10 protein-coding genes are annotated in these 12,130 nt (G+C 76.1%); 5 read left to right on the top strand and 5 right to left on the bottom strand.

The window, feature by feature from the left end; all coding sequences use genetic code 11:
* The first annotated feature begins 35 nt into the window (after positions 1 to 35).
* On the top strand, positions 36 to 530 hold the full coding sequence (locus tag K353_RS22405) for a hypothetical protein (protein WP_111555349.1): 495 nt from the start codon (positions 36 to 38) through the stop codon (positions 528 to 530).
* Positions 531 to 624: 94 nt separating this feature from the next.
* Here the strand turns inward: K353_RS22405 and K353_RS22400 are convergent, their stop codons facing one another.
* Complete coding sequence (locus K353_RS22400; RefSeq protein WP_111555348.1) at positions 625 to 1,449, bottom strand: hypothetical protein; 825 nt, start codon at positions 1,447 to 1,449, stop codon at positions 625 to 627.
* 187 nt (positions 1,450 to 1,636) lie between these two features.
* Between K353_RS22400 and K353_RS22395 the strand changes: the two genes are divergently transcribed.
* Complete coding sequence (locus K353_RS22395; RefSeq protein ID WP_111555347.1) at positions 1,637 to 2,344, top strand: TetR/AcrR family transcriptional regulator; 708 nt, start codon at positions 1,637 to 1,639, stop codon at positions 2,342 to 2,344.
* 85 nt (positions 2,345 to 2,429) lie between these two features.
* On the top strand, positions 2,430 to 3,644 hold the full coding sequence (locus K353_RS22390; protein ID WP_199528206.1) for a M20 family metallopeptidase: 1,215 nt from the start codon (positions 2,430 to 2,432) through the stop codon (positions 3,642 to 3,644).
* A gap of 94 nt (positions 3,645 to 3,738) precedes the next feature.
* Here the strand turns inward: K353_RS22390 and K353_RS22385 are convergent, their stop codons facing one another.
* Entirely contained in the window at positions 3,739 to 4,734 is a 996-nt protein-coding gene (locus K353_RS22385) for an Lrp/AsnC family transcriptional regulator (protein WP_111555346.1), read from the bottom strand.
* A 121-nt stretch (positions 4,735 to 4,855) separates the two neighbouring features.
* Here K353_RS22385 and K353_RS22380 point away from each other — a divergent pair, with 121 nt between their 5' ends.
* Positions 4,856 to 6,259: an MFS transporter gene (locus K353_RS22380; RefSeq protein WP_158585463.1), complete on the top strand. Its 1,404-nt coding sequence runs from the start codon at positions 4,856 to 4,858 to the stop codon at positions 6,257 to 6,259.
* 823 nt (positions 6,260 to 7,082) lie between these two features.
* Here the strand turns inward: K353_RS22380 and K353_RS22375 are convergent.
* From K353_RS22375 to K353_RS22365, 3 genes are all read right to left on the bottom strand, one after another.
* Positions 7,083 to 7,946, bottom strand: a complete 864-nt coding sequence (locus tag K353_RS22375; RefSeq protein WP_111555344.1) for a hypothetical protein — start codon at positions 7,944 to 7,946, stop codon at positions 7,083 to 7,085.
* Between the two features lie 202 nt (positions 7,947 to 8,148).
* Positions 8,149 to 9,297 carry a metallophosphoesterase gene (locus tag K353_RS22370; RefSeq protein ID WP_111555343.1) on the bottom strand — a complete coding sequence of 383 codons (1,149 nt, stop codon included), beginning with the start codon at positions 9,295 to 9,297 and terminating at the stop codon, positions 8,149 to 8,151.
* 158 nt (positions 9,298 to 9,455) lie between these two features.
* Positions 9,456 to 10,613 (bottom strand): LacI family DNA-binding transcriptional regulator, encoded by a 1,158-nt coding sequence (locus K353_RS22365; RefSeq protein WP_111555342.1) that lies wholly within the window; start codon positions 10,611 to 10,613, stop codon positions 9,456 to 9,458.
* A gap of 287 nt (positions 10,614 to 10,900) precedes the next feature.
* Here K353_RS22365 and hisC point away from each other — a divergent pair, with 287 nt between their 5' ends.
* On the top strand, positions 10,901 to 11,977 hold the full coding sequence (hisC, locus tag K353_RS22360; RefSeq protein WP_111555341.1) for a histidinol-phosphate transaminase: 1,077 nt from the start codon (positions 10,901 to 10,903) through the stop codon (positions 11,975 to 11,977).
* Positions 11,978 to 12,130 lie beyond the last annotated feature (153 nt).

Here is a 12,130-nt window from a genome sequence, read left to right as displayed (position 1 = left end):
TCCGGCTGGCGGACGACCGTGTGGGGAGGAGACCCGTGGGTGTGCTGACCGACTACTTCCGCGCGGCCGATGCGGCTTCGGTCGTGCGAGCGCTGGAGCACGCCGACGATCGCCTGCTCGTCGGCGGCGCGGACCCCCACTTCGACGGGGTCGAGGCCAAGCGCCTGGACCCGGACCTCGTGCTGGGGGAGCTGGTCGCCGCCGTCCGCCGAGTCCCCTGGACGGCCGGCCTGGTGGCCGACCGGCCGGTCTGGCCGACCACCCCGGCGCCCGGGCCGGGCGGCCCGCGGGACGAGGACGACCCCTGGGCCACCGGCCCGTGGGTGGTGGAGCTCGACACCGCGGTCCGGGACACCCTGGCCGGGGTGCGTGACGCGGACGTGCCGACGGTCGTCGCCCGGTGGGTGCGGGCGGAGGAGCTGCACCCGGCCGGCGCCGACGACATGCAGCCGCTGGCCGAGGAGTTGATCCGACTCGCCAGGCGCGCCCGCGCAGCCGGCGAGCAGCTCTACTGCTGGATCTGCCTGTAGGCGCCGGGAGGGTCGCGCTCCGCTCCGGCCACCGTTCGAAACCGATGCGCTGCCCGGCGTTCTGCGGCGGTGCTCGCCTGTCGTGGCGGTGGGGTCAGGTGGCCGGGCGGAGGCCGTCGGGGAGGGCGGGGGTGGCGAGTTGGGCGGCGAGGGACTTGGCCTCGTCCGCGGTGAAGGAGCCGGTGAGGGCGGCCTGTCCGCCGGTGATGGCCTGGGTGACGGCTGGGTGGGAGAGGACGGCGCCGTCCAGCAGGATGGCGAGTTGGTTGGCCGGGGGGTCGAGGACGGCGATCCGGCCGGTGAGGTCGGCGAAGGCGGTGCTGCCGGCCGGGGTGAAGTCCACCTGTACCTGCCAGCCGGAGCCGTTCCGGTCGAGGACGGCGGTGCTGTCGGCGATGTCGGTGCCCTTGAGGGCGACCGGGCCGAGGGCGAACTTCCAGGTTCCCCGGGACGGTTGGGTGCGGTCGCAGGCCAGGGTGCCGGGGTCGGGGGCGGGTACGGCGGTGGTGCAGTCCAGGGCGGCGAAGCGGTCCGTCAGCTCGGCCGGGACGGTGCCCTCCGCCGGGGCGGCGGGGGTAGTGCCGGCGGCCGCGGTGGCGAGGACCGGGCGGAACTCCAGGGCGGGCCGGTGGGTGAGTGCGGCGAGCCGGTCGCCGATCGGGCCGGCCACGGAGAGCGCGAGGACACCGGCGTCGGTGGTCACCTTCGGATCGGCCAGCCCCAGCAACTCGGCTCGTCGGCGCAGCTGTTCGGCGGCCCGGGTGAGCGCGTCCCCGCTCAGCGGCTGGTCGGTGGTGAAGGAGGCCACCGTCCGTTCGACGGGGGCGCCGGCGGGGGTGCCGGGGTCGCAGGCGGCGGTGCCGAGGGCGCAGAGGAGCAGGACGGCGGCGGAGCCGGCGGTGCGGCGCGGACGCTTCATGGGGCTCATTGTGGCAGCCGGGTCGCGCGTTCGGGGCGAATCGGCAGGTATGGCAAGGGAGTTGGGTGCGACGTTGCCATCGTGAGCGGGGGGCGGCCACCGTGGGCGCGGTCGCCGGGCCGATGGGCGCCCCCGGACGGTACCGATCGGTGCCGCCGTGCGCCGACCACCCACTAGCCTGGGCGACATGGCCACCCGTGCGCGCGCCCGTCTGCTCGACACCGCCGAGGCGCTGTTCTACGCCGAGGGCGTCCGGGCGGTCGGGGTGGAGCGGATCCTCGCCGAGTCCGGCGTCGGCCGGGCCTCCTTCTACCGGCACTTCACCGGGAAGGACGAACTGGTCGTCGCCGTCCTCACCCGCCGCGACCGTGACTGGCGCGCGTGGCTGGCGGCCCGGGTCGCCGAGCTGGGGGGTCGGCCGCTCGACGTGTTCGACGCGCTGGCGGAGCGTTTCGCCCGGGCCGACTTCCGCGGGTGCGCCTTCATCAACGCCATCGTCGAGAGCGCCGATCCGGGCAGTGCCGCCCACCGGGTCGCCGCCGCGCACAAGGAGCAGGTCACCGGATACATCGCCGGGCTGCTCGGCGACGAGGGGTACCGGCCGGACGGGGCCGTCGGCCTGGCCCGGCGGCTGGTCCTGCTGATGGACGGCGCGATCGTCACCGCGCTGCGCGAGGGCACCCCCGCCCCCGCCGCCGAGGCCCGGGCGATCGCCGCCGCCCTGCTGGCCGCCGCCGCGTCCGGCGGCGCCGCGTCCGGCGGTGCCGCGCCGACCACCGCCCCCGCGGCACCGGCCGTTCCTGCCGCGCCAGCCGTCCCTGCCGTACCGGCCCCCGCCGCGCCGTCCGCCGCCGGGCTGGAAGATCCGTGCGCGGCACCCGCCGCTCGCGGGTGATCCGTGCGTCCTGGCCGGTCGGAGGCCCGCCGGGGCGAGGATGCGGGAGAACCGTCCGCTCCCCGTCCACCCAGGAGGCGTCCCCATGCCGGCCGACGTTCACCCCCCGCTCGACGAGCTGCGCCGCGCCGCCGCCGCGCTCCACCCCGAACTCGTCGACCTGCGGCGCGCCCTGCACCGCGACCCCGAGATCGGACTCCACCTGCCCCGCACCCGGGACCGGATCCTCGCCGCCCTCGACGGCCTCCCGCTGGAGATCACCCTCGGCGAGCGGCTCTCCTCCGTCACCGCCGTCCTGCGCGGCGCCCGCCCCGGCCCCGCCGTGCTGCTGCGCGCCGACCTCGACGGCCTGCCGGTGCAGGAGAACACCGGCCTGCCGTACGCCTCGGAGAACCCCGGCACGATGCACGCCTGCGGCCACGACCTGCACACCGCCGCGCTGGTCGGCGCGGCGAGACTGCTCGCCGCCCGCCGCGAACAGCTGGCCGGCAGCGTGGTGTTCATGTTCCAGCCCGGCGAGGAGGGCGGGGGCGGCGCGGCCCTGATGGTCGAGGACGGCGTCCTGGACGCGGCCGGTGAGCGGGTCGTCGCCGCGTACGCCCTGCACGTCGGCGCCGCGCTGCTGCCGGCCGGCTACGTGGCCGGGCGGCCCGGCCCGATCATGGCCGCCTCCGACACCCTGCGGGTGGTGGTCCGGGGCCGCGGCGGCCACGGCTCCAGCCCGCACCTGGCCACCGATCCGGTGCCCGCCGCGTGCGAGGCGATCCTGGCCCTGCAGACCATGGTCACCCGCCGCTTCGACGCCTTCGACCCGGTCGTGCTGACCGTCGGCACCTTCCACGCGGGCACCGCGGAGAACGTCATCCCCGACGAGGCCGCCTTCGGCGCCACCATCCGCTCCTTCTCCACCGCGGCCCGCGAGCTGGTGCTCGCCGAGGCCGTCCGGGTGGTCCGCGGCATCGGCGAGGCGCACGGCTGCCAGGTCGACGCGGTGGTCGAGCACGGCTACCCGGTGACGGCCAACGACCCGGCGGAAGCCGCGTACGCGGAGCGGACCGTCCGTCGACTGCTGGGCGAGCAGAGCTACGTCGAGATGCCGCGCCCGCTGGCCGGCTCCGAGGACTTCGGCGTCCTGGCCGAGCACGTCCCCGCCGCGTACGTCATGGTCGGCGCCTGCCCCGCGGACGCCGACCCGTTCACCGCCCCCTACAACCACTCCGCCGAGGCCCGCTTCGACGACGGCGTCCTGGGCGACGCGGCGGCCCTGCTGGCGGCGCTGGCGCTCGGCAGGACGCGGTGAACCGGCGGGGCGCGGTGAGCCGGTAGGACGCGGTGATTCGGCGGGACGCGGTGAACCGGCGGGACGCGGTGGGGCCGCCGGCGGCGCCGCCCGGTCAGGGCTCGATCGGGACGTAGTCCGTCCGGCGGCCGTCCGGGGTGAGGAGGTGGCCGACCAGTTTGAGGGTGCGCAGGGTGACGTGGCGGTCGCGGACCCGGATCGCCGGGTGGTGGTGGGCGAGGTCCTGTTCGATCCGGCGCAGGTCGGGGAGTTGGGGGGCGATCAGGTAGAGGGCGAGGTTCGCGGGGCCGACGGTGACGGCGCACATCCGGGTCTGCGGGAGGGCGGTGAGGCGCCGGGCGGCGTCGGGCAGGTCGGCGGGCGGGACGTCCAGCCAGAGCATCGCGCCGACCGGGTGGCCGGTGACCCGGGGCGAGGCGTCGCAGCGCAGCACCGCGTGGCCGCCGGCCCGCAGTTCGGCCAGGCGGCGGCGGACGGTGGTGGCGGGCAGGCCGGTGCGGGCGGAGAGTTCGGCGTAGGGCATCCGGCCGTCCGCGCCGAGCGCCCGGATGAGCGCCAGGTCCTCCTCGACCCGCCGGTCGGCGACCGGGCGGGCCGCGCCGGGCGGCGGGGCGGCGATGGCGCGGCGCTGTTCGGCGTCGAGCGCGCCGTTGGAGAAGCGGCTGCCCTCGACCAGGGTGCGCTCGACCAGGGTGGTGCGGGTGCGCAGCACGCCGGGGACGGTGCCGAGCCGCTCCAGCAGGTAGCCGGTGAGGGCGGCGTGGTCGTACGCGGCGACGGTGAGCAGCAGGTCGGCGTCGCCGGTGACGAGTTCGATGCTGGCGGTCTGCGGGTGCCGGGCGAGGGCCGCGGCGACCTCGGTGACCCGGTCGGCGGGGCAGTCGACCCGGACCAGGGCGGTCAGGCCGCGGCCGATCCGGTCGGCGGAGGGGTAGCAGGTGACCCAGGCGTCGCCGTTCGCGGTCAGCCGGGCCCAGCGGCGCGACAGGGTCGCGGGGTCGACGCCGAGCGGGGCGGCCAGCCGGGACCACGGGGCGCGCGGGTCGACCCGGAGGGCGTCGACGAGCGCCAGGTCGAGTTCGTCGATCATGGCTGATCCTTGCGCGGGGTCGGCCGCAGGAACGGATTCGTGCGCGGACGGGGCGGTGGCCTCCAGGTTAGCCATCCTTGCCGCCACCCCCACCACCCTCCGCACCCCCACGGAACCGCCGATGACCGCCACCGCCGCCCGCCCGTCCCGTCCCGCGCCGTCCGCCGCGCCGTCCGCCGTGCCGCTGCTGGCCCTGGTGGAGTTCGCCAGCGGGGTGCTCCAGGGCGGGTTCCCGATCCTGCTGCCCCGGCTCGGCGAGCACCTCGACCTGCGCGCCTCGGACCTGAGCCTGGCGCTGGGCGCGGAGTTCCTGGTGTCGGGCGTCGCGGTGCCGCTGACCTCCCGGCTCGGCGACCTGTACGGGCACCGCCGACTGCTGCGCGCCACCGTCCTGCTGACCCTGCTGGGCTTCACGGTGACCGCGCTCGCGCCGGACCTGCCGGTGCTGTTGGCGGGCCGGGCGCTGTCCGGCTTCCTGGCCTGCTGGCTGCCGCTGGAGTTCGCCGTCCTGCGCGACCGCCTCGGCGAGGAACGCGGCGGCCGGGCGGTCGGGCCGCTGGTGGGCGCGCTGACGGTCGGCTCGACGCTGGGCGCGCTCGCGGTCGGCGGCCTGGGCGCCGACCCGGCGGCCACCCGGCCGCTGCTGTGGGCGCTGGCGGCGCTGCCGCTGCTGGCCCTGCCGGTGGTGTGGCGGCTGGTCCCGGAGTCGGAGACCCGGGCGGCGGGCCGGATCGACTGGGCGGGCGCGGGCCTGCTCTCGCTGGGCCTGACCCTGCTGCTGGCGGGCCTGGGCGCGAGCGGGGTGCTGCCGGGCGCGGTGGTGCTGCCGCTGCTGGCGGCGGGGGCACTGCTGCTGGCGCTGTTCGTCCGGCAGGAGCTGCGCGCCGCCGAGCCGATGGTGGACGTCCGGCTGCTGGCCCGGCGGGCCACCGCGCCGGTCTTCGGGCTGAGCTTCCTGCTGGGCTGCGCGCTGTACGGGGCGCAGGGGCCGACGCTGGCGTTCCAGGCGGCGCAGCCCGCGGAGACCGGCTACGGGCTGGGCGCGGTGCCGCTGGTGCTCGGCCTGCTGGTGCTGCCGCAGACGGTGGCGGCGACCCTGGGCGCGGTGACGGCCCACCGGCTGGTCCGCCGCCACGACGCCCCCGCCGTGCTCGGCTCCGGTTTCGCGCTGTGCGCCGCGGGCTACGGGACGATCGCGCTCGGGCACGCGGCGGCCTGGCAGTTCGTGCTGGGCGGCGCGCTGGCCGGGTACGGGGCCGGGCTGGGGCTGAGCCTGCTGCCGGCCCTGCTGATGCGGCGCCTGCCGGCCGACCAGACCGGCATCGGGACGGGCGTGTACAACACCCTGAAGTCGCTGGCGGGCGCGGCGGCGGGCGTGGTCGCGGCGGCGGTGCTGGACCACCTGGTGCTGCGCGCCGAGGTGCCCGCGGAGGGCGCGTACACCCTGGTCTGGACGGGCTGCGCCGTGCTGTGCGCGCTGGGCGTGCCGGTGGCGCTGGCCCTGCGGGCGCCGCGCGGCCGGTGACCGGGGCGGTCGGCCGGTGACCGGAGCGGGCGGCCGGTGACCGGGCCGCACGGCCGGTGCCCGGATCAGGCGGCCGGTGACCCGGATCAGGCGGTCGACCGGTGCGCGGCCGGTACGGGGTTCAGCGGCCGGTTCGGGTCCGCGCACAGGACGTGCCCGCCCAGCACCCCGTCCAGCCGGCCGGCCTTGGCGGCGTCGCACAGGTCGGCCCACTCGTCGGGCGGGAGGACGAGCAGGCGGCGCCGGCGGTCGGCGGCCAGCGTCAGGAAGACGCCGTCGCCGGACTGGGCCGGCAGCAGGCCCTGCGGGTCCTCACCGACGGCGTACCACAGCAGGGTGGGGTGATCGGCCGAGTAGTGGTCGACGAGTTTCCATCCGTTGGCACCTTGTCCTCGGAGGCCCGGTCGACCTCGGCCCGGATCCTCTCCCGGCCGGCCTTGGTGCTGTGCCCGAACCGGTCGCCCCGGGAGAGGACCCGGAGCAGCGCCGTCGTCAGTTCGGCTGACGCGGCGGACGATCCGGTCCTCAGGGTCACCCGGACGACCCCGCCCCTCAACCGCACCGAGGCGGCGGGACGCCCGCTCGACCCGTGCAGGCCGTCGGCGATCCACTGGGCTCGGAGCCCGGCGGAACTCCCTCGGTGCGTCACGGTGTTCGGACCTGACGGAGCAGGAGGCCGCGTCCCGTTCCGGGACGGGCCGGAGGCGGGCGGGGGCTCGGGCTGGTGGCGGACCTGGCGGTCGACTGGGGCGTCGAGCCGATGGGGCGGTACGGGAAGGCGGTCCGGGCCGAGGTGGCGGCCTGACCCGGCCCGTCGGCGGGGTCAGACCTCGTTGGGGCCGGTGAAGCCGGGGCCGTCGGAGCGCGGGCGGCCCCGGTCGTCGGTGAGGCCCTCGGGGCCGGGGCTGGTGAAGTCGGGGGAGGAGTAGCCGGGTCCGGTGAACTCGGCCGCGCGCGGGCGGCCCCGGTCGTCGGTCAGCCCTTCGACGCCGGGGCTGCTGAAGCCGGGGCTGGAGTACGCGGCGCTGCTGTAGCCGGGGCGGTGCGGGTCGGGCGGGGCGGTGCGGGCGGGCGGGAGCGGGGCGGACGCGGGGGCGGCGGCCAGGTTGGCGTGCAGCCAGGGCAGCAGGGCGCGTTCGCGCAGCGCGGTGCGCCAGGTCTCGCGGGCCTCGGCGAGGTCGGCGTGCTGCTGGGGGTCGGCGCTGCCGGGGGCGGCGGAGGAGTTGCGCAGGGCGGTGAGGACGAGTCCGGCGCCGCCGATGAGCAGGGCGCCGGCCGCGACGGCGAGGGCCAGGACGCCGGCGGTGACGGTGGAGCGGCCGAGCACCAGGTCGGGTGCGGCGGCCCGCAGCAGCCAGCCGAGCAGCAGCAGGACGAGTCCGGCGGCGCCGGCCAGCACGGGCGTGAGCACGGTCAGGACGGGGAACAGCCCGGCCCCGGCGGGCGGCGCGGTGCCCGGGTGCTCGGCGAGCGCGGTGCGCAGCGCCAGGTAGTGGGCGTACTCGGCGGCGGCGGGTGCGGCGACGCGGTCGGCGTCGGCGAGCGCCCTGGTGTGGAGCTGTTCGGCGGTGAGGTGGACGCCCGGTTCGGCGAGGGCCCGGCGTACGCCGGTGTCGCGCAGCGCTTCGCCGAGCAGGCGCGCGAAGTCGGCGCGGTCCTCGGCGAGCAGGCGCGGGGGGTTGCTCATGGGAGGGGTACCCCGTTCCGCGAGGTCGACCGAGGTCAGAGGTCGACTGAGGTCAGTGGCCTCGATGGTAGGGGTGCGCGGGAGCGGGCCGACAGCCTCTTTCCGGAACTTCCGTTCCTTCAGCCCCCTTGCCGGAACGCTCAGTTGACGTCCGGGTGTTCAGCGGCCCGGCCGTCCGGCCGCGCGCCCCTCCCGCCCGGGGTCAGTTCAGCGGCAGCCGGGCGACCAGCAGGCGTCCGTCCATGGTCACGCCGCCGTCCATCGCGATGGCCAGCTCGTCGGCGTAGATGTAGGGGCCGGGGACGTGCGGCGGGGTGCCGTCCTCGGGCTGGTCGCCGGTGAGGTACGGGATCGGGCTGTGGCCGTGGACGACCCGGTAGCCGCCGTAGACGGCGAGCAGTTCCTGGGCGGCCATGGTGCCGGCCTGGCCGCGGAAGGCGAAGCGCTTGGTGAACTTGCGGAAGGCGTCCCACCACTCGTCGATGCCCTCGTCGGCGAGCAGGGTGTGCATGGCGTCGTTGACGTCGGCGATGGTCTCGCCGTACTCCAGGTACGCGGTGGTGTCGGAGTGCAGCAGCAGGTGGCCGTCCTCCAGGGCCATCGCGGGCAGCCGGGAGAGCCAGCTGATGTGGTGCGGCTGCAGGCGCTCCAGGTCGTGCTGCTGGCCGCCGTTGAGCCGCCAGGCGGCGAGGAAGGAGGCGGTGCCGGCGGTGGACTGGACGGCCTCGTCGCCGTAGCGGGAGGCGCCGAGGAAGAGCAGTTCGTGGTTGCCCATCAGGGCGCGGCAGTAGCCGCCGGCCGCGGCGGCCTCGGCGGCGAGCTGCATGACCAGGTCGATCACGCCGATGCCGTCGGGGCCGCGGTCGGTGAAGTCGCCGAGGAACCAGACCCGGGAGCGGCCGGCCGACCAGTGGCCCTCGGTGTCGATCAGGCCCTGCTGGTGGAGGGCGGCGAGCAGCTCGTCGAGGTAGCCGTGCACGTCGCCGATGACGAACAGCGGGCCGGGGCCCTCGCCGGGCTCGGGCTGCGGGTACGGGAAGTGCACCTCGACCGGCTGGGTGTCGATCGGCGGGCCGAGTTCGATGGTCGGCGGGTCCTCGTGCGGGGCCTGCCCGGTGGGCGCGTAGTGCCCGGGTGCGGGGGACGCGTCGGCGCCGAACTGGCTTGCGGGGGCCCAGTGCTGTTCCAGGTAGCGGGCGCCGCCGAAGGTGCTGTAGGTCTCCTCGTACGGGTAGCCGGCGGGTTCGGCCGGTTCGAAGTAGGAGCCCTGCGGGAGCACGTCGAGGTCCTGGCGGGGGCGGGGGCCCGAGTGCGGGTGCTCGGGTTCGCGGAAGAGGTCCTCGGGTGTCATTCGCCCATCATAGGAAGCGCACTCTCCTGCCGTCCTCACCTGGTCGGTATCCGATTTCCGTGGACCCGCCCGCCCCGCCCCGCGGCGGCCTCCCGGCCGGTCCGGTACGTCCGGTTACGGGTGGGTATCGACCGGTGCCGGGAGGGCGGCCCGGCCGCCTACACCTCGCCCGGTGGCCGGGGCGGACTGACGGTGGTGCGCGGGGTGCGGCGCTGCGAGGAGGCCCGGACGATCAGTTCGGTGGGCATCAGGGTGCCGGGCGGCGGGCCGGTGCCGGCGCTGCGGTAGCGGGGCGGGAAGAGCCGGCCGGGGGTGGTGCCGGTGCCGGCGTCGACCCCCTCGATCGCGTCGATCAGCAGGTTGACCACGGTGGTGCCGATCCGACGGGGTTTCAGCGACAGCGTGGTGATGGGCGGTTCGGTGTTGGCGTACACGTCGGACTCGCTGCAGCACACCAGCAGCAGGTCGTCCGGGACGCGCAGCCCGTAGCGCCTGGCGGCGGCCAGCAGGTCGGTGCCGTTCGGGTCGAACAGGCCGTACACCGCGTCCGGGCGGTCCGGGCGGGCCAGCAGCCGGTCGGCGGCCACCGCCCCGGCGGCCGGGTCGTGGGCCGGGTACGCCTCGTACACCGGCTCCTGGCCGACCCGGTCGCACCAGGCGAGGTACGCCTCGGTGGAGAGCCGGGTGTAGGTGTCGGTGGAGGTGCCGGTGAGCAGGCCGATCCGGCGGGCGCCGGCCTCGCTCAGGTGCTCCAGGATGCCCAGCACGGCGGCCTCGTGGTCGTTGTCGACCCAGGCGGTGACCGGGCAGTTGCCCGGCTTGCCGTCGGAGACCACCGGGACGCCGGACCGGTACAGCTCGGTGACCAGCGGGTCCTGGTCGGGCGGGTCGATCACCACCGTGCCGTCGAGCGCGATGTTGCTCCAGACGTCGTGCCGGGAGGAGGCGGGCAGCACGACCAGGGCGTAGCCGCGGCCCAGCGCGGCGCTGGTGGCGGCCCGGGCCATCTCGGCGAAGTAGGCGAACTCGGTGAAGGTGAACGGCTCTTCGCCGTACGTGGTGACGGTCAGGCCGATCAGGCCGGACCGCCCGGTGCGCAGGGTGCGGGCGGCGGCGGACGGCCGGTAGCCGAGCCGCTCGGCGACCTCGCGGACCCGGCTGCGGGTCTCGTCGGGGAGGCGGCCCTTGCCGTTCAGGGCGTCCGAGACGGTGGTGATGGACACGCCGGCGGCCGCCGCGACGTCCCGGATGCCGGCCCGCTCCAGGCGCCGGGACGCGGTAGCCCGTCGACCGTTCTGGTTGGCTGCTGCTGTCATGGCGGACCGATCGTATGGCGCGTGACGGCGTTCCGTGACTGCTTCGCTACCGGACGTTGGAGATACGTTTCTCCATGAACGGCTCGGGTGAACGCCCTTCGATCACCGCCGTTTTCCGGCCCGGATACCTCTGACATGTGCCAAAGGAACCCGGCAGAATGGCTGAACTGCACCCGTAACCCGGACGAGCATCTCACCCGCACGGGTGAGGGCGGTCGGTATCGTTCACGGCACCCGACCGGGGGCGGAACGTCGCCACCGCCGAGGAACAAGAAACGGAGAACCCCGTGGTTCAGCGCGAACACGGCCCCCGCCTGCGGTCCAGCCTGGACGGCATCCCCAGCTACAAGCCGGGCAAGCCCGCCGGAGCCGACGCCTTCAAGCTCTCCTCCAACGAGAACCCCTACCCGCCGCTGCCCGGCGTGCTGGAAGCCGCGATCGCCGCCGCGGGCGACTTCAACCGCTACCCCGACATGGCGGTCAGCGGCCTGGTCGCCGAACTCGCCGAGCGCTTCGGCGTCCCCGCCGAGCACGTCGCCACCGGCACCGGCTCGGTCGGCGTCGCCCAGTCCCTGGTGCTCTCCACGGCCGGCCCCGGCGAGGAGGTCGTCTTCGCCTGGCGCTCGTTCGAGGCGTACCCGATCATCACCCAGGTCGCCGGCGCCACCCCCGTGCCCGTCCCGCTGACCGCCGACGAGGCCCACGACCTCGACGCGATGCTCGCCGCGATCACCGACCGCACCCGGCTGGTCTTCGTCTGCAACCCCAACAACCCGACCGGCGCGGCCCTGCACCGCGAGGAGCTGGTCCGCTTCCTGGACGCCGTCCCGGCGCACGTCCTGGTGGTGCTGGACGAGGCGTACCGCGAGTTCATCCGCGACGCCGACGTCCCCGACGGCATCGAGCTCTACCGCGACCGCCCCAACGTCTGCGTGCTGCGCACCTTCTCCAAGGCGTACGGCCTGGCCGGCCTGCGGGTCGGCTTCGCGATCGCCCACGAGCCGGTCGCCGACGCGCTGCGCAAGACCGCCGTCCCGTTCGGCGTCAGCCAGCTCGCCCAGGACGCCGCGGTCGCCTCGCTGCGCGCCGAGGACGCCCTGCTGGAGCGGGTCGGGGACCTGGTCGCCGAGCGCACCCGGGTCACCGCCGCGCTGCGCGCCCAGGGCTGGACGGTCGTCGACTCCGAGGCCAACTTCGTCTGGCTGCGCCTGGGCGACCGCACCCTCGACTTCGCCGCCGCCTGCGCCGAGGCCGGCGTGGTGGTCCGCCCGTTCGCGGGCGAGGGCGTGCGGGTCACGATCGGCGAGATCCGGGGCAACGACCTGTTCCTGGCCGCCGCGGAGGCGTTCCGCAAGGAGCTCTGAGCGGTCGTCGGGCGCGGGGCGGGCGGCGCGGCCGCCCGCCCCGTCCGCGTGCGGGGGAGCGGGCAGGAACGGCCCGGCCGGGCGGCGGCGGGTGCGGCGGTCTCGTGAAGTACTGACGGGACTCTGCTGGGAGGTTCCTGGGAGACCGGTCAA

The organism is Kitasatospora sp. SolWspMP-SS2h (assembly GCF_003259315.1).
GTDB lineage: Bacteria > Actinomycetota > Actinomycetes > Streptomycetales > Streptomycetaceae > Kitasatospora > Kitasatospora fiedleri.
This window is presented reverse-complemented; position numbering and strand designations above follow the sequence as displayed.